Source organism: Pseudomonas sp. AN3A02, from assembly GCF_011765255.1.
Classification (GTDB): Bacteria; Pseudomonadota; Gammaproteobacteria; order Pseudomonadales; family Pseudomonadaceae; genus Aquipseudomonas.
This window is the reverse complement of sequence record NZ_JAARNI010000002.1, coordinates 769,399-791,825: the sequence shown is the minus strand read 5'-3', so window position 1 is coordinate 791,825 and position 22,427 is coordinate 769,399. Positions and strand designations below refer to the sequence as shown.

The window sequence follows — 22,427 nt, the reverse complement described above, 5'->3', positions numbered from 1 at the left end:
AAAATCGAGAGCTTCTTCCAATGCCCGCAATCCGCCCGCTGCTGAATTTCAGCCTGATGCTGAGCCTGAGTGCCAGCCCGTTGTTCGTCCCCATCAGTTATGCCGAAGACGGCGCGTCCCGGCGCAGCTACCAGGTGCCGGCCGGCAGCCTGAGCGCCGCGCTGACCCGTTTCGCCGGCCTGGCCGGGGTCAACCTCTCGGTAGACCCGGCGCTGGTCAGCGGCCGTAACAGCAGCGGGTTGTCCGGCGAATACGGCGTCGAAGAAGGGTTTGCCCGCTTGCTGCAAGGCTCGGGCCTGCAACTGCAACCCCTGGGCGAGCAGGCCTACATGCTGACCCCGATTCCGGAAGGCGGCAGCCTGCAACTGGCACCCACCTCGATTCTTGGCACCGTCGGCGATGCCGGCAGCGAGTCCTTCGCCGGGGGCCAGGTGGCACGCCGTGGCTCCCAGGGTTTGCTGGGCTCACGGGATTTCATGGAAACCCCGTTCAGCATGACCACCTACACCAGCGAGGCGGTCAAGAACCAGCAGGCGCGAACCCTCGGCGACCTGATCGCCAGCGACCCCTCGGTGCGTGCCACCAACCCGGCGGGCGGGCGCTATGAACAATTCACCATTCGCGGTTTCAGCCTGTTTAACAGCGATGTCGCCTACAACGGCCTCTACGGCGTGCTGCCGACCTACACCATCGACATGGAAATGGCCGAGCGCGTCGACATCGTCAAAGGCCCCAGCCAACTGATCAACGGCATCTCGCCGCGGGGCAGCGTCGGCGGCGGGATCAACGTGGTGCCCAAGCGCGCTACCGACAAGCCCATCACCTCGTTAACCGGCAGTTGGGCCTCCGACAGCCAGGCGGGCGGGGCCGTGGACATAGGCCGGCGTTTTGGTGAAGACAATAAATTCGGCCTGCGTTTCAACGGCGTGAAGCAGTCCGGCGACACTGCCTGGGACGACCAGAGTGTCGATCGCGAAATGGCCGTACTGGGCCTGGATTTTCGCGGTGAACGCCTGCGACTCTCCACCGACATCGGCCGCACCGAGCGCGACACCGACGCCCCGCAGGAGCGCGTGCAAGTTGGTCCCAATGCCAAGGTGCCGAGTGCCAACGACGTGCGTCACAACTACGCGCAACCCTGGAGCAAGGCGAGCACCAACGACACCTTCGGCACGGTCAACGGCGAGTTCGACCTCAGTGACAACGTGATGCTCTATGGCGGTGTCGGCGCGCGCAAAAGTAACCATGACTTCCTGCGTCATGCGGTGTCGGTGAGCAACAACGCCGGTGACTTCAGCGTGCAGCCCCGCGACTTCACCCGCGACGAAAACGTGCGTACCGCCACGGCGGGCGTGCGCAACTGGTTTCATACCGGCCCGGTCAGCCATGAGGTCAACCTGGCGGCCAGCTACTTCTATATGGACTTCGAAAACGGCGGCGCACGCTATGCGCCAGGTTCGAGCAATATCTACAATCCGGTAGAAACACCTACGCCAAGCCGGCCAACGCGATTTGACTCGAAGGTCTACACCGAAAACCGCTTCAGCGGCGTGGCGTTGTCCGACACTCTGGGCTTCTTCGATGACCGGTTGCTGCTGACCCTCGGTGCGCGCTGGCAGCGGGTCAAGGTGGATGACTGGACCGATGACGTCAAAGGCGACACCGCCTACGACGAGGAAAAAATCTCACCGTCGGGCGGCATCCTGTTCAAGGCCACCGACAAGCTGTCGCTGTACGCGAACTACATGGAAGGCCTGAGCCAAGGCAAGATCGCGCCGTCGACCTCGATCAACGAGGATGAAATCTTCCCGCCCTTCATCAGCCGCCAGGTTGAAGTCGGTGCCAAGTACGACGCGGGGGCGTTCGCGGTCACCGCTGCGGTGTTCCGGATCAAGCAGCCGGCCTACGAGACCAACGCCACCACGCGGGTCTTCGGCCCCAACGGCAAGCGCCAGAACGACGGCGTCGAACTCAGCGTGTTCGGCGAACCGCTCAAGGGCTTCCGCCTGCTGGGCGGGGTGATGTACATCGACAGCGAATTGACCAACACCACCAACGGCACCTTCGACGGCAACCGCGCGCCGGCCACGCCCAAGTACAACGTCAACCTCGGCGCTGAGTGGGATGTGCCGACCGTTGAAGGCCTGACCCTGACCAGCCGCGGGATCTATTCCAGCTCCCAGTACCTGGACCAGTCCAACGTCAAGGAAATCGACGCCTGGACCCGTCTTGATGTTGGCGCACGCTACGCCTTCAAGGTCGACGACAAGCACATCACCCTGCGGGCCAACGTCGAGAACGTGGCCAATCGGCGCTACTGGAGTTCGGCCGGTGCCTCGGATGACAGCGAGCCGGGTTTGACCTTGTCGACGCCGCGTACTTACTTGCTGTCGGCCACCGTCGACTTCTGAGGAGCCTGCCACATAGCCTTCTGCACATCGATGGGCTTGGGCAGCAGGCGGTTCTGGTAAAACAGGTCCGCCGTCTGCTGCTGCGCCTGAAGGATGTGCGCATCAATCGGCAGGATCGGCGATGGCGGCCGGTTATCGACATAACGTGCAATCACCCCGGTCGGCAAACCCATGAAACGGGTCAGCACCTGCAGGCTGTCTTCGCGCTGGCTGCGGGTCAGGGCTTCGGCGGCGCTGAGTTCGTCGAGCAGGGCGTGGATGAAAGCACCGTTGGCCTGAGCGTAATCACGGCGTGCGGTATAGATTGGTCCAGACAGGTTCAAGCCTTCGCCATTGGCGAGCACGCGGCTGGGGCTTTGGCTCAGGGCCAGTGACGAGTAGGGCTCCCAGATCGCCCAGGCGTCGACACTGCCTTGCTCGAAGGCGGCGCGGGCATCGGCCGGTGGCAGGTAAACCGGCTTGATGTCCTTGTAGCTCAGGCCGGCGTTGTTCAAGGCCCGCAGGATCAGGTTGTGAGAGCTGGAGCCTTTCTGGAAGGCGACTTTCTTGCCCTTGAGGTCGGCGATGCTGTGCAGTGGGCTGTCGGCCTGCACCAGAATGGTTTCCGCCGTCGGCTTGGGCGGTTCAGCGCCGATGTAGACGAGGTCGGCGCCCGCCGCCTGGGCGAACAATGGCGGGATATCCCCGGTGGATGCCACGTCCAGCGCGCCCACGTTCAAGGCCTCGAGCATCTGCGGGCCAGCGGGGAATTCGATCCATTGCACTTTGGTCTGGTCGAAGCGTTTTTCCAGCAGGCCATGTTCCTTGGCGAGCACCAGGGCGATCGAGCCTTTCTGGTAGCCGATCCTCAGGCTGGCCGGCTCGGCGGCCATCGCGGTTTGAGTCAGGGCCAACAGCGCAAACAATAGTGCAGACATTCTCATGCCGGTTGCTCCGCAAAGCGATTGGCCGGCCGCGCCAATCCAAGGTTTTCACGCAGGGTGGTACCGGCGTATTCGGTTCGGAACAGCCCGCGCCGTTGCAGTTCCGGCACCACCCATTGGGCGAAATCTTCCAGCCCGCCCGGCAGGTGCGGCACCAGCACATTGAAGCCATCGGCGGCGCCATTCTCGAACCAGTGTTGCAGTTCATCGGCGATCTGCGCGGGCGTGCCGATCAGGCTGTAATGCCCGCGGCCACCGGCGATGCGACGGCCCAGTTGCGCCAGGCTCAGCTGTTCGCGGCCCGCCAGTTCGGTCAGCAGTTGCTGGCGGCTGCGCTGGCCGCTGTCGGTCAATGGCAGGTCTGGCAGCGGGCCGTCGACCGGGTAGCCGGACAAGTCGAAATTACCCAGCATGCGCCCCAGCAATGCGACACCCACCTGCGGTTCGACCAACTGCTGGAAGGCCTCGAATTTGTCGCGCGCTTGCGCTTCTGTCTGCCCGACCACCACAAACACCCCCGGCATGATCTTCAGCGCATCCGGTTCCCGCCCGTATCGAGCCAGGCGACCCTTGAGGTCGGCATAGAACGCCTGGGCGTTGGCCAATGATGTCTGGGCGGTGAACACCACTTCGGCAGTTTGTGCCGCTAATTCACGGCCCGCCTCGGAAGAGCCGGCCTGGACAATCACCGGTTGGCCTTGAGGTGAGCGCGCCACGTTCAGCGGGCCTTTCACACGAAAGTGTTCGCCCACATGCCCGAGTACATGCAGTTTCGCCGGGTCGTAGTAGCTGCCACTGGCCTTGTCGCGCACAAAGGCATCGTCTTCCCAGCTGTCCCACAACCCCGTCACCACCTGATGAAACTCCCGGGCACGGCTGTAGCGTTCGCCGTGGCCGAGGTGTTCGTCGCGGCCAAAATTCTGTGCTTCGGCGGCGTTGTCCGAGGTCACCAGGTTCCAGCCTGCACGCCCTCCGGACAGGTGATCCAGTGAGGCGAACTTGCGCGCCACATGGTACGGCTCGTTGTAGCTGGTGGTGGCCGTGGCGATCAGGCCGATGTGTTCAGTCACCGCGCTCAATGCCGACAGCAACGTCAGTGGCTCGAAATGGTCCGAGCGCGCCATGCGGCTGGCAATCTCCCCGGTGGCGGCGGCAATGCTGTCGGCCACGAACAAGGCGTCGAATTTTGCCGCCTCGGCAATCTGCGCCAAGCGCTTGTAGTGGGCGAAATCCAGCCCGGCATTGGCCGGCACATCGGGATGGCGCCAGGCAGCGACGTGGTGCCCGGTGGCCATCAGGAAAGCACCGAGTTTAAGTTGACGGGGCATGCTTAGAAATCCTTGCGCAGTTGCACGCCGAAGTAACGTTCATCGTCACGGGGCACGGCGCGGTAGATGTAGCTGCCGCCACTGGCCAGCAGCGGTGAATAGGACTTGTCGGTGAGGTTCTTCGCCAGCAGGGCCACGCGCCAGCCGTCGCTGTAGTCGGCCAGGGCGACGCTGGCGTTCCAGATACCGTAGGCGCCTTGCTTGGTGTCGACGTTCTGGCTGATGTCGTACTGCACTTCGCTCTGCCAGCTGTAGTCGGTACCCAGTTCGATATCCAGGCCGTTATCCAGCGGGATGCTGTAGTCGGCGCGCACGTAGCTTTTCCAGTCCGGGCTGAAGGGCAGCGGCTTGCCGTTGACGTTGCAGGACGCCGCCGCGCCAGGCGGGCAGGCGAACTCATCGATGCGGGCCCGGGTGTAGGCCAGCGCGCCGGAGAGCTTCAGTTGTTGAGTGGCCTGCAACGCGTAGTCGAGTTCGACGCCTTCGGTGCTGACGCTGCCGGCGTTGATCAAGCGCGTCACCACTTGCCCGGCGACGGTGTCGAAGAAGTTCGCCTGGTAGTTGTCGTAGTCGCTGTGGAAGATCGCCAGGTTGGTGGTCAGGCGATTGTTCCAGCTGGTGGCCTTGATCCCGACTTCCCAGGTGTTGGAGGTTTCCGGTTTCAGCGCGTCGGTGTCCCGTGGCTGCATGTTGAAGAACACGTTGTAGGCCGGGCCCTTGTAGCCGCGGGAGTAGGTCAGGTAGCTGGTGACGGTGTCGCTCAGGTCGTATTGCACCCCCAGCCGGCCGGACCAGCCGTCTTCGTCCACCGAGCCCGAACTGCTGGTGGCCGGTTGAATGCCGCTGACCGTGGTGGCAGAGGTGGAGACACGTCGGTGATCGTATTCCAGGTCGTCGTGGGTATAGCGCAGGCCGGCGATGCCACGGAAAGCCGAGGTGAAATTCAGCGTGGTCTCGCCGAACACCGCGTAGCTGTCGCTGGTGGTGCCGTAGTCGGCGATGCCGCGGTCGGTGCGTGTGGTGGTGGTCAGGGTGCGCTGGTAGGTTTCCTGATCCTTGCCGTGCATGTAGAACAGGCCGCCGACGTATTCGAGGAATTCGCCTTTGGGCGAGGCCAGGCGCAGCTCCTGGGAGTATTGGTCGAACGCCAGTTGGCCTTTGTCGGCGGTGCCGGGGAACGCGGCGGTCACGGTGCCCAGGCGGTCGCCGTCCTGGTACTGGGTGTTGTCCCAACCGCGCCAGGCGGTGATCGAGGTCAGGGTGTAGTCGCCGAGGTTCCAGTCCAGTTGGGCAGACAGGCCTTTGTTGGTGTCCTCCACGTGGCTGCGGGTGTCGGTGTTGATGTCGCGGTTGTCGCTGGAGCCGCGCACCGGGTTCAACGCATTGGCGAACGCCGGGGTCAGGGATTGGCTCACCACGCCATTCGGCGCGTCGTCGTGGGACTGCATGTAGTCGGCAATCAGGGTCAGTTTCACGTCGTCGTTGGGGGTGAACTCCAGTTTGCCGCGCACGCCCTGATGGTTGTAGCCGTTCACTTCCTGGCCGTTGTGCTTGTTGTCGACGTTGCCGTCGTAGGTGCCGAACAGGCCGCTGATGGAGCCCTTCAGTGTGCCGGGAATCAAGCTGCCGCCCAGGCCGAAGCGGGTGCGGCTTTCATTGCCGCTGAAGTAGGACTGGTCGATGTAGCCGTGGGTCTCGGCCGTCGGCGCCTTGCTGGTGATATTCAGCACGCCGGCCGAGGCGTTCTTGCCGAACAGCGTGCCTTGGGGGCCGCGCAGGACTTCGACGCGTTCCAGGTCCAGCAGGTCCAGGGTGGCCTGGCCGGGGCGGGCGTACACCACGCCGTCAATCACCGTCGCCACGGTGGGCTCAACCCCGGGCGAAGTAGAAATCGTGCCCACGCCCCGCACGAACAGCGAGGTGTCCTTGTTCGACGCGCCGGTGCGGAAATTCAGCGAGGGTACTTGCTGCACGATACTGGCCACGCCGTTGCGATTGTCACGCTCCAGTTGTTCGCCATCGAGTACCGAAACCGCCACCGGGACTTTTTGCAGCGACTCTTCGCGGCGGGTGGCGGTGACCGTCACCGGCTTTAGGGTGGGTTCCTGCTCGTCGGCGGCGAATGCAGCGGGAACGGGCAGGGCGGCGAGCCCGGCGAGTAACCAGCCCAGATGGGCGCGGCGCCCGGTGGCGGCGCGTATGGATTGCGAAAGTTTTTGAGGTTGCCCCGGCTGTGTGTGCATGCTCTGACCGCTCGAAATGTGCCCTGAACCGCTGCCGTTCTGTGACGACAGCGCCGTTGAATCTGTCTTGGGCATTCGCTCGAGCGAGTAGCAGACAAAACGCTTTGGTAGCGCTAACATCGGCATTATTGGTAGGTGTGACATAGAGCGTCAAATACTAAAAAATTAGTTTTATATTCTTTTAGGTTTTTAACAGGATCGTCCCTTGAGCGAAGACAAACCCCGGAAACGCCGTGGCGCCGGCCGCGTCACCTTGAACACCGTGGCGCGCCAGGCCGGTGTTTCAGCGATCACCGTGTCGCGCTATTTCAACCAGCCGGAGCAGGTCTCGCCCGAACGCCGCGAACGCATCGCGGCGGTGGTCGCCGAGCTGGGATACGTGCCCAATCTGGTAGCGGGTGGGCTGGCGTCGGCACGAGGCCGGATCGTCGCCATGGTGATTCCGAACATCTCCGGGCCGATCTTCGCCAATACCATCCAGGGCTTCAGCGACACCCTCAGCCGCCACGGCTACCAGCTGCTGCTGGCGTCCAGTTACTTCAGCGCCGAGCAGGAAGAAAACGCAGTACGCGCGTTCCTCGGCTGGTCCCCGGCGGCATTGGTGCTCACCAGCCGCTTCCATAGCGCGGGCACCGAGAAGATGATCGCCGAGGCGGATATTCCGGTGGTTGAAACCTGGGATTACCAACCCGAGCGGGAGCCGTTGCAGATTGGCTTCTCCCATTACGAGGTGGGCGTGACGGCCGCGCGCTACCTGCATGGCAAGGGGTATCGGCGCATCGCGTTCGTGCAGAACAGCGCGCCAGGGGACTTCAGTGCACTGGAACGCCGGGATGGCTATAGCGCAACCCTGATTGAGCTGGGCATGCAGCCGTGGGTGTTTGCCCCGGACGCCGATCGCGCGCCCTTTGAGGCGGGCAAGCAAGCCATGCACGTGTTGATGAGCGCCGCCACGCCGCCCGACGCAATCATCTTCGCCAATGACAACCTCGCCGCCGGTGGCTTGCTGGCGGGGCAACGGGCAGGGCTGAAAATCCCCGAGGATTGTGCGGTGCTCGGCTTTGGTGATTACCCGTTTGCCGAAATGCTTCTGCCGAGTCTCAGCACCATCAAGCCGCCCGCCCTGGAGATTGGCGTGCTGGCGGCGACGCGGGTGCTGGAAAGCCTGGGCGTGTTGCCGGTTGAGGACGAGGTGCAGCGCTTGAACCTGCTGGAATGCCGCTTGATCGAGCGCGAGAGCGGCTGAGGTTTATTTGCGGCGCCTGGCCATTTTGGATACGGTGCAGGCCTGCCCAAAGGACCTGCCAATGACCGAACCACAACCCGCTGCCGTGCCCAAATCCCGCCGTGCGCCCAAAGGTGAAAAACGCCGGGAAGAACTGTTGGACGCCGCGCTGCAGGTGTTTTCCCTCGAAGGCTACAGCGGCGCCTCGATGGCGCAGGTGGCGGCGATCGTTGGCATCTCGGTGGCCGGCCTGCTGCATCACTTTCCCAGCAAGATTTCGTTGTTGATGGGGGTGCTGCAACGCCGGGACCAGGTCAATCAGCGGATTGCCGATGAGGTGCGGGCCGAGAAGTCATTGTCCGGGTTGCTCGGCAGCCTGCGGGCGATCAACCGCTCCAACGCGACAGCGCCGGGGGTGGTGCGGGCTTTTACGATTCTGAATGCGGAAAGCCTGCTGGACACACACCCGGCCTGGGGTTGGTTTCAGGAGCGCTATGCGGGCATTCATCGGCGCATGCACGGGCAGTTTGCAGACCTTGTGGCCATGGGCGAAGTGCGCGGTGATGTGGACATCGCCGGGCTGGTGGAGGAGATCCTGGCCATGATGGACGGCTTGCAGATCCAGTGGTTGCGCTTTCCCGATCAGGTGGACCTAGTGGCGCGTTTCGATACCTACATCGCGCGGGTCGATGCGGCCATACGCGCGTGAAGGTAGGAGCGAGCTTGCTCGCGAAGGACGTCAACGATAACGCGGGCATCCTGGATTAACGCGGTGTCTTTGCGTTTTTCGCGAGCAAGCTCGCTCCTACAGGTTTTTATCAGTTACCCACAGCACTGCCCTGGCTGCTGTCATCCGAGGTGTCGTAGCCGTCACCGTCGCTGGTGCCGGAATCACCCTGGTTCTGATGCAGCACACCACCGGTCTTGACCGTTGGCAGCTCACGCAGCGTGGAGTTGAGTGCCGAGCGTGGCAGCGGGTTGCTGGTGGTGGTCGACAGTTCCTGGCGGAACGGGTTGACCAGCTTGGCGTTCAGGCGAATGTCCTGGGACGAGGCGCCGACCGACAGGTTGAAGCTGTCGGCGTCCACCACCCATTGCTTGCTCGCCACATCGAAGTACGCCAGTGAGCGGTCGTTGAGTTCGATGGTCACGCGCTTGCTCTCGCCGGGCTTGAGGAACACCTTCTTGTAGCCCTTGAGTTCCTTCAGTGCCCGTTCGACTTTCGGGTGGTTCTGGCCCACATACAGCTCGGCGACTTCAGCGCCCGCCACCTTGCCGGTGTTGCTCAGGTCGAACGATACCTTGATCGGCGCGCCCGCCACCGCGACACCGGGTGTCACGCTGATGTTGCTGTAGCCGAAGGTGGTGTACGACAGGCCGTAGCCGAACGGGTAGAGCGGCTTGATGCCTTTTTTCTCGTAGCCGCGATAACCCAGGAACAGGTCGTCCTTGTAGCTCATCTGCGTGAGGGTTTCCTGATTGTCGAATTTCGGGAAAGTCGCGTAGATCGGGTTGTCTTCGATATTGCGCTCGATGCTGATGGGCAGCTTGGCCGATGGATTGACCTTGCCCAGCAAAATCTCCGCCAGGGCCTGGCCGCCGTTCTGCCCCGGGTAGAACGCATGCAGCGCCGCCGGCACCTGGTCGATCCAGTCGCTCATCTTCAGCCCGGTGCCACCGTGCAGGGTGACCACGGTGTTCGGGTTGACCTTGGCAATGCTCTGGATCAGCAGGTTCTGGTACTCCGGCAAATCGAAGCTGTGGTCGAAGCCTTCACCTTCGTACTCATTGCTGTTGCCTGCCGCCACCAGCACCGCGTCGTACTGGGCCAGGTCCTTGGGCGCCACCAGCGAGGCCCAGCCCATTTGCACGCCTACCAGGCCGCCCATGGTCGAGATGTAGCCTTTGCGGCGCGAGTACTCAAGCTTGATGTCCACGGCTTTGCCGGCTTCAAGATTGACCTTGGCGAACACCGGAATCGTCGGCGGGATGCTGTTGTTGGGCAGTGGGTTGCCGTCGCCGTTGTCGAGCACTTTCTGGCCATTGACGTACAGGCGCACGGCACCGTCGGCGCGCACCTTGAACACCTGTTCGCCGCTGACGGTCGGGGTGATCTGGCCGCTGTAGCGGATCGACGTGGCGGCGGTGTTGCCATTCACCGGCAGACTGTCGGTGGACCAGTCGAGGTCGACATGGTTGTCGGTGCGGGTGGCAGCCGGGTCGCCGGACCAGTTGGCATTGCTGAAGAACTCGGTCTTCAAGCCCTTGACGCTGTTGCCGTCGCTGTCGGTGTGGGTCCAGTTGGACGCCGTCTGGTCCAGGGACAGCCCTTCGATGAACTCGACCTTGGCGTTCGGCGCCAGTTGCTGCAGGCCACTCAGTTCACTGATGTAGTTGGCGGCCATCACATTGGCGCTGCCGAATCCGGTGGGCGGTGCGTATTTGGCCAGGTTGCCGACCACGGCGATGCGCTTGACCTTCTTCGCGTCCAGGGGCAGCAGGCTGTCCTGGTTTTTCAGCAGCACGATGCCTTCGCGGGCCGCATTCAACGCCACGCGGTTGCTGGTTGCGCTGTTCATGTTATGGGTGGTCAGCGGCGCCTTGCTGTCGAATTTGTACAGGTAGATCTGCTTGAGGATGCGCCGCACCTTGTCATCGATGGTCGCGCCGGCGAGTTCGCCACTGTCGAGGAACGGCTTGAGTACAGTGCTGTTCATCTGGTAGCCCATCATGTCCAGATCGGTACCCGCCTGTGCCGCCGGCAAGCCGTTGACCACAGCGTTGTAGTCACTCTGCACAAAGCCCGGATAGCCCCATTCGGTCTTCAGGATGTCGTGCATCAGGTGCTTGTTCTCGCAGGCGAACTCACCGTTCACCTTCTGGAACGAACACATCATCATCGCCACTTTGCTGTTCTTCGAGGCGGATTCGAAGGGCGGCAGGGTCATTTCCCGCAGCACCCGTTCGCTGATGGTCTCGTCGAGGTGAAAGCGGTTGCTTTCCTGGTCGTTGGCGGCGAAATGCTTGGCGTTGGCCCATACCCCGCGTGACTGGATACCATTGATCACCGCCGGCCCCAGGCTGGCGCCAAGGAATGGGTCTTCACCGGACAGGTACTCAAACGCCCGGCCGCTGTAAGGCATGCGGTACAGGTTCACCCCGGGCCCGGTGACGAATTGATAACCGCCGCTTGCGGTGTCGTAACCCAGGGCACGGCCCAGGTCGATGGCGCGGCGCGGGTTCCAGCTGGCCGCCAGGTTCGGGCCGGAGGGGTACACCACGCCCTGGTCGTTGCCTTCGCTGGTGTAGCGCACACCCACGCCACCGTCGGCGCCATGAATCTGCGGCACGCCATACTGAGTCAGCGGCTTGACGTCCCAACCACCGGTGCCGCCGATATAGGCGAGTTTTTCTTCCAGGGTCATCTTGGCCAGGGTCTTGTTTGCGGCCTTTTCGGCACGGTTTACCCGCGCTTCATCGAGGGCGGGGCTGGTGGCCGCATGCACCTGGGACACAGCGAGCGCCAGCAGGGCGAATGCCGACTGCGCACCGATCATTTTGCGTTTACTCATGGGACTCTCCGACAACTGATTATTGATAGCTGGGTGCCGAGAAGTGCATTTCGTTGTGCACGCTCGTCACTTTTTTACGGGCAATAGTTCACCCTTGTCGCAACTTTTTGCCGATGGCTAATTGCGATTACGGGGCGGATTCCGCAGTTTTAAAAGTGTAATAATTGAACTAGTTATTGTTTTGAGTAGTGTCTATGCGATATCACGAGATGGCATTTTGAACCGCTAAAACGCCGTAATTAAGTCAATTCTTGCCGTAAAATGTCAAACGAAAGCTAATATCTGCGTAAAATAAGAAATATTTTCTTACGTTTATGAACTTAGATTAAACCTACTAGTCGATTGGTTTAAGGAAATATGCGCAGTCATGGCTAACTAGTGGCGTTCGCCAGTAGTTCTAAATGGCCATAATCCAAATGGGCTGTAATACAAAATGCTTTGGTGTAGGGTCTTGACCCTGTCAGGACCGTGCTTGGGCGATTGATTGTTTTTTATCTGGAGAAAGTTAATGAAGATTTCCCTGTTGAGTGCCGGTGTTGTACTGGGCGTTGCGCTAAGTGGGGCGGCAATGGCCGTCGAGTCGACGGACGCTGACGCGAAGTCCGGTGCCGCCGATTCCACGGTGATCACCCAGGCCCACGATGCCAAGGCGGCGAAGAAGCAGAAGGCCGAAACCACCAAGGGCGGCCGCCCGCTGAGTAACAGCCAGGCGACTGCGCCAAAAACTTCCAACTAAGGTTGGATGCACCTGTTTCCGGGCGCCTTACCAGCAGGCGCCACGGCAACAGTTTTTTTAAATAGCCCCTCAGATTTCGCAGATGCCCCAGCCCATGCCGTCCACGCCCATCGATGCTTGCCGAATGCAGATTCCGGATACCGAACAGGTGTGTGCATGGCTGATGCAGCAGGCCGGTTTGAAAACCGTCGACCTGGAACGCGCCCGACGGTTATCTCAGGAGTCCGACGACCCTGAACTGCTCGGCCTGCTGACGCGTCTGGGGCTGGTTTCCGAAGTGGAGCTGGCGCGGGCCTGGGCGGATTTGCTTGGCGCTCCGTTGCTGCTGGCGGACGCCGCACCGCCCGTGCTCGATCCGCTGCCGGCGCTGACCGAACGCTTCATGCGTCATTACCAGGTGGTGCCGGTGGGCTGGAGCCACGGCGGCTTGCGTGTGCTGGCGGCCAACCCGGCGCTGCTGTATCCGTTCCAGGCCCTGGCGTATGCGTGCGGCGTGCCGGTGTGGCTGGCGGTAGGCCCGCGCAATGAAGTCGAAACCCTGATCGAGCGCTATTACGGCCAGGGCCGTTCGGCCATGGGCACCCTGATCGAAAATCTCGACGAGCAGGGCGGCGCCCTGGAAGACATCGAACACCTCAAGGACATGGCGTCCGAGGCGCCGGTGATTCGCCTGGTCAACCTGATCCTGCAGCGGGCCGTTGAGAATCGAGCGTCGGACATCCATATCGAACCCTTCGAAAACCAGCTCAAGGTGCGCTACCGCATCGACGGTGTACTGCATGAAGCCGAGGCGCCGCCATCGAGCTCCTCGGCGGCGGTGATTTCCCGGGTCAAGATCATGGCGCGGCTGGACATCGCCGAGCGGCGCTTGCCGCAGGACGGCCGGATCATGTTGCGCATCCAGGGCAAGGAGCTGGACCTGCGGGTGTCCACGGTGCCCACCAGTTTTGGCGAGTCGGTGGTGATGCGCCTGCTGGACCGCCAGACCGTGCAGTTCGATTTCCAGAGCCTGGGTTTTGATGGCCAGCGCCTGGAAACCTTTCTTGAAGTGCTCGAGCGACCCCACGGCATCCTGCTGGTCACCGGCCCCACCGGCTCGGGTAAAACCACCACGCTCTATACCGCGCTGTCGCGGCTCAATACCGCCGAGCGCAAGATCATCACCGTCGAAGACCCGGTGGAATACCAACTGGAAGGCATCAACCAGATCCAGGTCAAGCCGGCCATCGGGCTGGACTTCGCCGGGGCGCTGCGCTCCATCGTGCGCCAGGACCCGGACGTGATCATGATCGGTGAAATCCGCGACCTGGAAACCTGCCGCATTGCTATTCAATCGTCGTTGACCGGGCATTTGGTGCTTTCTACTTTGCACACCAACAGCGCCGCGGCGAGTATCACCCGCCTGCTCGACATGGGCGTAGAGAGCTACCTGATCGCGTCCACCGTCAATGGCATCCTCGCCCAGCGCCTGGTGCGCCGCCTCGACCCGGCGACCCGCGAGGCGTTCGAAGCCCCGCCGGAACTGATCGAGGAACACGGCCTCGACCGCTTCACCGACCAGCGCCCGATCCTGCTGTACCGGCCCCGCGCCGACGCTCCGGGCGGCGGTTACCACGGCCGCAGTGCAATCACCGAATTGCTGGTAATGAATGACGAACTGCGCAGCTTGTTGATGCGCCAGGCCGACGCCGCGACCCTCGAACAAGCCGCCCGCCGTGGTGGCTTGCGCACCCTGCATGAAGAAGGCCTGCGCCAGGCGGTGGCCGGTGTCACCTCACTTGAAGAAGTGCTGCGCGTCACTCGTGGAGAGGGCGCGTGAGCCTGTTCAAATACCGCGCCCTGGACAGCCAGGGCACCGCGCAGAACGGCACCCTCGAAGCCAAGGACCAGGCCGCCGCCGTCGCCGCGCTGCACAAGCGTGGGCTGCTGTTGTTGCAGATTGATCCCGCCAGCGCCCAGGGGCTGCGCAACGCTTTCGGGCGCGGCCATTTGAATGGCGCGGCGCTGGTCAGTTTTACCCAACAATTGGCCACGCTGCTCGGCGCGGGCCAGCCGCTGGAACGCTCGCTGGGCATCCTGCTCAAGCAACCCGGCCAACCGCAAACCCGCGCGTTGATCGAGCGCATCCGCGAGCACGTCAAGGCCGGTAAACCCTTGTCGGCAGCGCTGGAGGAGGAGGGCAGCCAATTCTCGCCGCTGTACCTGAGCATGGTCCGCGCCGGTGAGGCGGGCGGCGCGCTGGAGAACACCCTGCGCCAACTCAGTGACTACCTGGAACGCAGCCAGTTATTAAGAGGCGAGGTGATCAACGCGTTGATCTATCCCGCCTTCCTGGTCGTCGGCGTGCTCGGGTCCCTGGCGCTGTTGCTGGCCTACGTGGTGCCGCAGTTCGTGCCGATCTTCAAGGACCTGGGCGTGCCGATTCCGCTGATCACCGAAGTGATTCTGGGACTCGGCCAGTTCCTCGGCGCCTATGGCCTGGCGGTGCTCGCCGGGTTGATCGTGACTGTCTGGGGCCTGGCGGCACGCCTGCGCAACCCTCGACACCGTGAAGCGTACGACCGGCGCGTGCTGGGTATCCGAGTTATAGGCCCGCTGTTGCAGCGGGTCGAAGCCGCACGCCTGGCACGCACCCTTGGCACCTTGCTGAGCAACGGCGTGGCGTTGCTGCAAGCGCTGGTGATCGCTCGCCAGGTCTGTACCAACAGAGCCTTGCAGGCACAAGTGGCCCAGGCCGCCGAGTCGGTGAAAGGCGGCGGCACCCTGGCCAGTGCGTTTGGCAGCCAACCGCTGCTGCCGGACCTGGCGCTGCAAATGATTGAAGTCGGCGAACAGGCCGGTGAACTGGACAGCATGCTGCTCAAGGTCGCCGACGTGTTCGACGTCGAAGCCAAGCGCAGCATCGACCGCCTGCTCGCCGCCCTGGTGCCGTCCCTGACCGTGGTCATGGCGGTGCTGGTGGCGGTGATCATGCTGGCGATCATGCTGCCGTTGATGAGTCTGACCAGCAATATATGAAAACCCGAGGAAGCAAGCCGATGCGCCATACCCGTTTCAAACCCGCCCGCCGCCAAGGCGGTTTTACCTTGCTGGAAATGCTCGCGGTGATCGTGTTGCTGGGGATCGTCGCCACCATCGTGGTGCGCCAAGTGGGCGGCAATGTCGACAAGGGCAAGTACGGCGCGGGCAAGGCGCAACTGGCCAGCCTGAGCATGAAGATCGAGAGCTACGGCCTGGATGTGGGGTCGCCGCCCAAGAGTTTGCAGCAACTGGTCGAGAAATCCGGCAACGCCGCCGGTTGGGCCGGGCCGTACGCTAAGCCCTCAGACCTCAAGGACCCGTTCGGCCATGCCTTCGGCTATCGTTTCCCCGGTGAACATGGGGCCTTCGACCTGATTTTCTACGGTCAAGACGGCCAGCCCGGCGGCGAAGGCTACAGCGCTGACTTGGGCAACTGGGAATAATGCAGGCCCTCCAACGCGGCTTTACCCTGCTGGAGATGCTGGTGGTCATTGTGTTGATCAGCATCGCGGCCGGGTTGGTGGGATTTGGCCTGCAACAAGGCCTGCGGGTTGCCAAAGAGCGTCAGGCGGTTGGGCAGATGGTCGATGCCCTGCGCAGCACGCGGGCGCGGGCGATTGTCAGCGGCACCTCGGCCAGGACCGTATTCGACCTGGCCCAACTGAGTTTCCATGCGCCGGGACGCCCGGTCAAACACTGGCCGGCCGACCTGCAAGTGACCCTGCACACCGCCGAGCAAGCAGGCTCTGCGGTGGAGTTTTACCCTGACGGCAGTTCCACCGGCGGCAACCTGTTGTTGGCCAATGGCTCGCGGCGTTGGCGCATCGATATTGGCTGGCTGACTGGCAGCGTGCAGTCCAAGGCGTTGCCATGAATCGCCAGTCGGGTTTCACCTTGCTGGAAATGCTTGCTGCACTGACCCTCATGGCCATTTGCAGCACGGTGTTGCTGGTCGCTTTCGGGCAGAGCGCGCGCTCGTTGTTGCAGGTCGCCCACAGCGACCGCCTGACCCATGCCGCCTTGAGCGTGATGGACCAGGAAGGATCCGGCCCGCTGGCCAGCGGCACTCGCCAGGGCAGCCTGGGCGACGGTATCGATTGGCAATTGACGATCGCCCAGCAGCCGACCCGTATCGGTCAGCCGCGTTTGTTTCGCCTTGACCTTACCGTCAGTGAGGCCCGGCGCCAGGCCCATTTCAGTACCTTGAAATTGCGCGCCGTCACCGACAGGGCGGGCCCGTGAATCAGCGTCAACAGGGCTTTACCTTGCTGGAAATCATGATCGTGCTCAGCTTGCTGGGTGTATTGCTGACACTGGTGGGCGGCGCGTTGTTGGGTGCCAACCGCGCGGTGCTCAAGGCCCAGCGCTACACGGTCAGCCTCGATGAAATGCGCGCCGCACAACAGTTTTTGCGCACCTCTATCAGCGAGGCGCTGCCGCTGGACGTGACTGAGGACGACAGCCAAACCAACGGTTTTTTTGCCGGATCCGCCCAACGCCTGCAATTCGTCGCGACCTTGCCCGGTGTGCTCGGTGGCGGTATCCAGCGCTTCACCTTGCAGTTGGCCGGGCCCGAGGAGCAGCGCGATTTGCAAGTGGCGTTCGCGCGGTTTGAGTCCAGTGCCCAAGTGAGTGTGCCGGCCACCCGCAGCGAGCCGCAGGTGTTGCTGAAGAACGTCGAGGACCTGCAATTCAGCTATCGCGGCGTGTCGCCCAAGGGCCAGGCCACCGGCTGGATCAGTGACTGGCCGTGGACCAAGCGCTTGCCTTATGCAGTGCGCATTGTGGCGCGCGTCAACGGGCCGGTGCCGTGGGTGACCCAAGTGGTTGCCCTGCGCCTGAATCTGTCCGGCGGAGCATCAGACCAATGAAGCGTCAGCGTGGCGTTGCACTGCTGCTGGTGCTGTGGGTGCTGGCATTGCTCAGCCTGCTGCTGGGCGGCCTGGCCGGTTGGGTGCAACTGGAAAGCCGCCAGGCCCTGTGGCATCGCCAGCACACCCAGGCGCTGCTGGCGGCGGAGGCGGGCGCGGCGTTGGCCATGCAGGCTGTGGCCGACCCGTTGCAGCGCAAACAATGGATTGCCGACGGCCGCGAAATGCCCTTGGTGTTTGATGACGCACAGCTGCTCGTGAGCCTGCACAGCGAGCGCGGCAAGCTGTATTTGAACAGCGCCGAGGCGGCCGACTTCGCCCGTCTGGCCCTGGCTTGCGGCGCCACCCAGGCCCAGGCCAGCCGGCTCGCCAGTGACCTGGAAGTGCGGCGCAACGAAGGCCTGCCGCCGTTCCGTGTGGTGGAAGAACTGCGGCAATTGCCCGGCATGACCCAGGCGCTGTACAGCCGGCTGGTCCCGGAAATCAGCTTGTGGAGTGGTCTGGACCGGCCCGATCCTGCTTTCGCCAGCCCATTGATGCGCCAGGCGTTGAACCTGCCCCGGCAGAGCGCGACGGGCGCCGACCCTGGCGACGTGCTGGTGATCGACAGCCGCGCACAACGGCCCGGCGGCTATCACGCCCGGTTGCAAGCCACGGTGTTATTGAGCCCCGCGCAAGGCAGCGCACAACCTTATCGAGTCCTACGTTGGCAAGAATGAACGAACACTTATCCGCACGGCTGCAAGTGCTGGTGGCACCTTTCGCCCAGCGCTGGCGCGGCAGTGTGCTGCAATTGGGCTGGCAGCTGTGGCTCAAGGAGCTGCATGGCTGCCTGCCGGATTGGTTGTCGCTGCATGACATCCCCGAGCATGTCTACCGCTGGCCGTTGACTGCGCCCGTGGAACAGCTCACCGGCGAGGCGCGTCGGGTGCTGGTACTGCCACCCTCGGCGGTGCTGGTGCAAACCGTGCAGTTGCCCCCGGCCGCCGCGCGTAACCTGGCGACAGTGGTGGGTTATGAGCTGGACCGTTTTACCCCGTTCGATGCCGCCCAGTTGTACTTCGTCGTGCGCCAGGAGCGCCGTACACCCACGCACTTGCAGGTGACACTGGTGGCGATCCTGCGCGAGCGCCTTGACCAGATGCTTGATGAATGCGCGGCCCTTGGCTTGCAGCCCCATGCCGTGGATGTGGCCGACGGGGTCGGGCTGATGGGTATCGACCTGCTGCCGGCGCCATTGCGTCCGCGCCAGCGTCCGGCCGGGAAGGGTTTGCAACGCAGCCTGCCGTGGCTGTGCGGTGCCTTGCTGATTGCCGCGATGCTGCTGTGGCTCAACGACCGCCAGCGGGTACTCGACGTCATGGATGCGCAGGTGCAACAACAAAAAGCCCAGGTCGCCGAGATCCAGAGCCTGCGCCAGCAACTGCTCAACACCCGTGGCGCCGCGCAATACCTGATTCGCCGCAAGTCGGCACAGCCGCCGTTGGCCGCGCTGCTGAATGAGCTGACCGCGTGCCTGCCCGCCGACACCTGGATCGACCAGTTGGAAGTCAACAACGGCGCCGACGTTTCCTTCTCCGGACAGAGCGCCAAGGCCAGCGCCTTGATCACCCGGATCAAGGCCTGTCACAGCCTGGAAAACGCCCAGTTCGAGGGGGTGATCCAGCCCGATGCGCAAACCGGCAAGGATCAGTTTTCCCTGCGCGCCCACTTGCACCAGGAGGCCGCCGATGCGCCGACCACTGACACCCCGTGAACGTCGCGGCGCGGCCTTGCTGATCCTGGCGCTGGTGCTCGGCAGCGGTTACTGGCTGCTGATCGACAGCTGGTTCGCCGGGCCATTGCGCGCCATGGGCGAGCAGGCCGAGCAACTGCGCGAACAGCAGCAACGCTATGCCGGCCTGTTGCACCAGGGCGCCGCCTTGCGCGAGCAACTGGAGCACGCCCGTCAGGACCCGGCCAGCAGCACCAGCCTGTTGCCCGGGGATGACCCCAGCGCCGTGGCGGCGGACCTGATGCAGCGCATCGCCGACCTGATCAACAGCCGCGCCAGCCTCGGCGGCGGCTGCAGCCTGACCCAGCGCATGCCCATCACCCCGGAGCAGGACGACACCGAGCCCTATCGCCAGGTTAAAGTCAGCCTGACCCTCAACTGCGCCATCGAGCCCCTGACCGCGATCCTGCATGAACTGGAGTACCAGCGACCGTTCCTGTTCGTGGATGAAATGAGCATCCGCCGGGCCCCTAATGCCCCCGCCAGCGGCGGTGCCGGAAAGCTGGTGGTGCACCTGTTGGTGCGCGGTTATCTGCAACCGGCAGCGGCCACGCAGGCCCGCCGATGATCAATTCATTGCGCCCTCTGGAGTGGGGATTGCTCGGTGTAGCCGGGCTGCTGGGCCTGCTGATGGTGGGCATCTTGAGCAGCATCGGCGATGCGCCCCAGTGGCTGGATGAGCCAGCCTCCGCTACGCGCGCCAATGCTTCGGCCAAGGTTCATGTGGCCCCAAGTGCGACCCTGGAAAGCCTCGCCGGCACCTGGCAGGCGCCGCTGTTCAGCCCCGACCGTAGCCCCGATGCCGCCGTGGGCCAGGCCGAGATCTCCAGCCTGTCGAGCCTGAAGCTGACCGGCGTGCTGCTCGACGGCGACCTTCGCGTCGCGCTGCTCAAACCCGCAGACGGCCCGCCACTCAAGGTCCACCAAGGCCAGACCCTGCCCAACGGCTGGCGCCTGGAACACCTGACACCGCTGCTCGCCCGTTTTGTACTGGAGGGCCGCACGCAAACCCTGAGCCTCAGCGTTCCGCGTTTGCCGCCGCCGTCCACCACACCCCCGATTTCCCTTCCTCACGAGCCCGCCCCTTGATCGATACTTCCCCTCGCGCCTTGCGCACCACCGTGTTTTGCCTGGCCACCGCCGTCGCCCTGGGCGGCTGTGGGTCATTCCCCGATCACCTCGACCCGGACGATGCCTTGCTCCACGAGGCGATGCAGGGCACCGGTTCGCAACGGCCCGCCGTGGACCCGGCCAGCGAGTCGCCTGCGGCTGAAAGTCGCCAACCCCAGGCGCCCACGCCGCCCCAGCGCCAGTTGATTCGCGGTAACCAGCAGTTCGTGCGCCAGCCCGCACCGGCGCCGGCGGTCAAGGATGAAGCCAGTGGCGACATCGTGTTCAACTTCGCCGACCAGCCGATTGAAGCGGTGATCAACAGCGTCATGGGCGACCTGTTGCACGAGAACTACAGCATCGCCCAGGGCGTGAAAGGCAACGTGAGCTTTTCCACCTCAAAGCCGGTGAACAAGAAGCAGGCGTTGTCGATCCTCGAAACCCTGCTGTCCTGGACCGATAATGCGATGATCCGCCAGGGCCAGCGCTACGTGATTCTGCCCGCCAACCAGGCGGTGGCGGGCAAGCTGGTGCCGGAGATGAGCGTGTCGCAACCCTCCAGCGGGCTCTCGGCGCGGCTGTTTCCGTTGCGCTATATCTCGGCCACGGAAATGCAGAAACTGCTCAAGCCGTTCGCCCGGGAAAACGCGTTCCTGCTGGTGGACCCGGCGCGCAATGTGCTGAGCCTGGCCGGTACGCCGGATGAGTTGGCCAACTACCAGGACACCATCGACACCTTCGACGTCGATTGGCTCAAAGGCATGTCGGTCGGGGTGTTCGGTTTGCAGCGGGCTTCGGTCGCGGAGTTGATGCCCGAGTTGCAAAAGATGTTCGGCCCCGACAGCGGCATGCCCCTGGCGGGCATGGTGCGCTTCTTGCCGATCGAGCGGACCAATTCGGTGGTGGCGATCTCGTCCCAGCCGCAGTACCTCAGCGAAGTCGGCGACTGGATTCATACGATCGACGAAGGCGGCGGCAACGAGCCGCAAATGTACGTCTATGACGTGCGCAACATGAAGGCCACAGACCTCGCCAAGTACCTGCGGCAGATCTACGGCACCGGCGCGATCAAGGACGATACGCCAGCCAAGGTGGCGCCGGGTTTGCGCACGGCGACCTTGTCCTCACTCAATACCAGCGGCGGCACCTCGGGTGGCCTGAACAACAGCGGCAATAACGCGGGCCTCAGCAACAACAACCAGGCCGGCGGCGACGACGAAGATCAGGCCCCGAGCGCCAACGAAGACAGTGAAAGCGCAGAGCAGGGCGCCGCCGACGGTACTGCCGCCAAAAGCCTCGACGCCGGTACCCGGATCACCGCGCAAAAAAGCAGTAACCAGTTGCTGGTACGCACCCGACCGGTGCAGTGGAAGGAGATCGAATCGGCGATCAAGCGCCTCGACAACCCGCCGCTGCAAGTGCAGATCGAGACGCGCATCCTCGAAGTCAAACTCACCGGCGAACTGGACCTCGGGGTGCAATGGTACCTGGGCCGTCTGGCGGGCAATTCCACCAGCACCACGGTGGCCAATACTCCTGGCAGCCAGGGCGCGCTGGGCGGTGGCGGGGCGGGATTGGGCGCGGATTCGCTGTTCTATTCCTTCGTCAGCTCCAACCTGCAAGTGGCCTTGCATGCCCTGGAAACCAACGGCCGCACCCAGGTGCTGTCGGCGCCGTCGCTGGTGGTGATGAACAACCAGCAGGCGCAGATCCAGGTGGGCGACAACATCCCCATCAGCCAGACCACCGTCAACACCGGCAATTCCGACACCACTTTGAGCAGCGTCGAATACGTGCAAACCGGGGTCATTCTCGACGTGGTGCCGCGCATCAACCCGGGCGGCCTGGTGTACATGGACATCCAGCAACAGGTCAGCGATGCCGAGAACCAGACCACCAACAGCAGTGACACGCCCAACAACCCGCGCATCTCCACACGCTCGGTGTCCACCCAGGTGGCGGTGCAAAGCGGCCAGACCGTATTGCTCGGCGGGCTGATCAAACAGGACAACGCCGAGAGCGTCAGTGCGGTGCCGTACCTGGGGAAAATCCCGGGGCTGCGCTGGTTGTTTGGCAACACCAGCAAGTCCAAGGATCGCACCGAACTGATCGTGCTGATCACGCCGAGGGTGATTACCAGCAGCAGCCAGTCGCGGCAGGTGACGGATGACTATCGCCAGCAGATGCAACTGTTGCGGCCGGCGAACTAGTTC

The 22,427-nt window shown here is 63.3% G+C and carries 19 protein-coding genes; 15 read left to right on the top strand and 4 right to left on the bottom strand.

Going from position 1 to position 22,427, the window contains the following annotated elements; translation table 11 throughout:
- Positions 1-20: 20 nt before the first annotated feature.
- Entirely contained in the window at positions 21-2,411 is a 2,391-nt protein-coding gene (locus tag HBJ59_RS13450) for a TonB-dependent receptor (RefSeq protein ID WP_167663829.1), read from the top strand.
- On the opposite strand, the gene HBJ59_RS13445 is transcribed toward HBJ59_RS13450, so the two are convergent.
- Genes HBJ59_RS13445 through HBJ59_RS13435 form a run of 3 tightly spaced genes read right to left on the bottom strand, consistent with a single transcriptional unit; the run spans position 2,381 to position 6,905 of the window.
- Positions 2,381-3,334, bottom strand: a complete 954-nt coding sequence (locus tag HBJ59_RS13445; protein WP_167663828.1) for a sulfonate ABC transporter substrate-binding protein — start codon at positions 3,332-3,334, stop codon at positions 2,381-2,383. The genes HBJ59_RS13450 and HBJ59_RS13445 overlap by 31 nt on opposite strands.
- Positions 3,331-4,662, bottom strand: coding sequence for an LLM class flavin-dependent oxidoreductase (locus tag HBJ59_RS13440; RefSeq protein ID WP_167663827.1), 1,332 nt, complete (start codon positions 4,660-4,662; stop codon positions 3,331-3,333). Before HBJ59_RS13440 ends, HBJ59_RS13445 begins: the two co-directional genes overlap by 4 nt.
- A gap of 2 nt (positions 4,663-4,664) precedes the next feature.
- Positions 4,665-6,905 carry a TonB-dependent receptor gene (locus HBJ59_RS13435; protein ID WP_167663826.1) on the bottom strand — a complete coding sequence of 747 codons (2,241 nt, stop codon included), beginning with the start codon at positions 6,903-6,905 and terminating at the stop codon, positions 4,665-4,667.
- Positions 6,906-7,110: 205 nt separating this feature from the next.
- Here HBJ59_RS13435 and HBJ59_RS13430 point away from each other — a divergent pair, with 205 nt between their 5' ends.
- Positions 7,111-8,151, top strand: coding sequence for a LacI family DNA-binding transcriptional regulator (locus tag HBJ59_RS13430; protein ID WP_167663825.1), 1,041 nt, complete (start codon positions 7,111-7,113; stop codon positions 8,149-8,151).
- A gap of 61 nt (positions 8,152-8,212) precedes the next feature.
- Complete coding sequence (locus HBJ59_RS13425) at positions 8,213-8,839, top strand: TetR/AcrR family transcriptional regulator (protein ID WP_167663824.1); 627 nt, start codon at positions 8,213-8,215, stop codon at positions 8,837-8,839.
- Positions 8,840-8,948: 109 nt separating this feature from the next.
- Here HBJ59_RS13425 and HBJ59_RS13420 read toward each other — a convergent pair whose 3' ends face one another.
- Positions 8,949-11,702 (bottom strand): glycoside hydrolase family 3 protein, encoded by a 2,754-nt coding sequence (locus tag HBJ59_RS13420; RefSeq protein ID WP_167663823.1) that lies wholly within the window; start codon positions 11,700-11,702, stop codon positions 8,949-8,951.
- 508 nt (positions 11,703-12,210) lie between these two features.
- Between HBJ59_RS13420 and HBJ59_RS13415 the strand changes: the two genes are divergently transcribed.
- The 12 genes from HBJ59_RS13415 (at position 12,211) to gspD (ending at position 22,424) form a co-directional block, all read left to right on the top strand.
- Positions 12,211-12,438: a hypothetical protein gene (locus HBJ59_RS13415; protein WP_076016050.1), complete on the top strand. Its 228-nt coding sequence runs from the start codon at positions 12,211-12,213 to the stop codon at positions 12,436-12,438.
- 94 nt (positions 12,439-12,532) lie between these two features.
- A complete protein-coding gene (gspE, locus tag HBJ59_RS13410; RefSeq protein ID WP_167663957.1) occupies positions 12,533-14,257 on the top strand; it encodes a type II secretion system ATPase GspE in 1,725 nt (574 codons plus the stop codon).
- Positions 14,254-15,456 carry a type II secretion system inner membrane protein GspF gene (gene gspF / locus HBJ59_RS13405; RefSeq protein WP_167663822.1) on the top strand — a complete coding sequence of 401 codons (1,203 nt, stop codon included), beginning with the start codon at positions 14,254-14,256 and terminating at the stop codon, positions 15,454-15,456. Before gspE ends, gspF begins: the two co-directional genes overlap by 4 nt.
- Before the next feature lie 20 nt (positions 15,457-15,476).
- Positions 15,477-15,902, top strand: coding sequence for a type II secretion system major pseudopilin GspG (gene gspG, locus HBJ59_RS13400; protein ID WP_076016052.1), 426 nt, complete (start codon positions 15,477-15,479; stop codon positions 15,900-15,902).
- Positions 15,902-16,333 carry a GspH/FimT family pseudopilin gene (locus HBJ59_RS13395; RefSeq protein ID WP_167663821.1) on the top strand — a complete coding sequence of 144 codons (432 nt, stop codon included), beginning with the start codon at positions 15,902-15,904 and terminating at the stop codon, positions 16,331-16,333. Before gspG ends, HBJ59_RS13395 begins: the two co-directional genes overlap by 1 nt.
- Positions 16,330-16,701, top strand: a complete 372-nt coding sequence (locus tag HBJ59_RS13390; protein WP_167663820.1) for a prepilin-type N-terminal cleavage/methylation domain-containing protein — start codon at positions 16,330-16,332, stop codon at positions 16,699-16,701. The genes HBJ59_RS13395 and HBJ59_RS13390 overlap by 4 nt, the downstream gene beginning before the upstream one ends.
- Positions 16,698-17,330 carry a prepilin-type N-terminal cleavage/methylation domain-containing protein gene (locus HBJ59_RS13385; RefSeq protein WP_167663819.1) on the top strand — a complete coding sequence of 211 codons (633 nt, stop codon included), beginning with the start codon at positions 16,698-16,700 and terminating at the stop codon, positions 17,328-17,330. The genes HBJ59_RS13390 and HBJ59_RS13385 overlap by 4 nt, the downstream gene beginning before the upstream one ends.
- Positions 17,327-18,049 (top strand): general secretion pathway protein GspK, encoded by a 723-nt coding sequence (locus HBJ59_RS13380; RefSeq protein ID WP_167663818.1) that lies wholly within the window; start codon positions 17,327-17,329, stop codon positions 18,047-18,049. Before HBJ59_RS13385 ends, HBJ59_RS13380 begins: the two co-directional genes overlap by 4 nt.
- On the top strand, positions 18,046-19,086 hold the full coding sequence (locus HBJ59_RS13375; RefSeq protein WP_167663817.1) for a type II secretion system protein GspL: 1,041 nt from the start codon (positions 18,046-18,048) through the stop codon (positions 19,084-19,086). The genes HBJ59_RS13380 and HBJ59_RS13375 overlap by 4 nt, the downstream gene beginning before the upstream one ends.
- Positions 19,061-19,672: a type II secretion system protein GspM gene (gene gspM / locus HBJ59_RS13370; protein ID WP_167663816.1), complete on the top strand. Its 612-nt coding sequence runs from the start codon at positions 19,061-19,063 to the stop codon at positions 19,670-19,672. Before HBJ59_RS13375 ends, gspM begins: the two co-directional genes overlap by 26 nt.
- Positions 19,669-20,193 carry a general secretion pathway protein GspN gene (locus HBJ59_RS13365; RefSeq protein WP_167663815.1) on the top strand — a complete coding sequence of 175 codons (525 nt, stop codon included), beginning with the start codon at positions 19,669-19,671 and terminating at the stop codon, positions 20,191-20,193. Before gspM ends, HBJ59_RS13365 begins: the two co-directional genes overlap by 4 nt.
- A complete protein-coding gene (gene gspD / locus HBJ59_RS13360; protein ID WP_167663814.1) occupies positions 20,190-22,424 on the top strand; it encodes a type II secretion system secretin GspD in 2,235 nt (744 codons plus the stop codon). Before HBJ59_RS13365 ends, gspD begins: the two co-directional genes overlap by 4 nt.
- Positions 22,425-22,427: the final 3 nt, after the last annotated feature.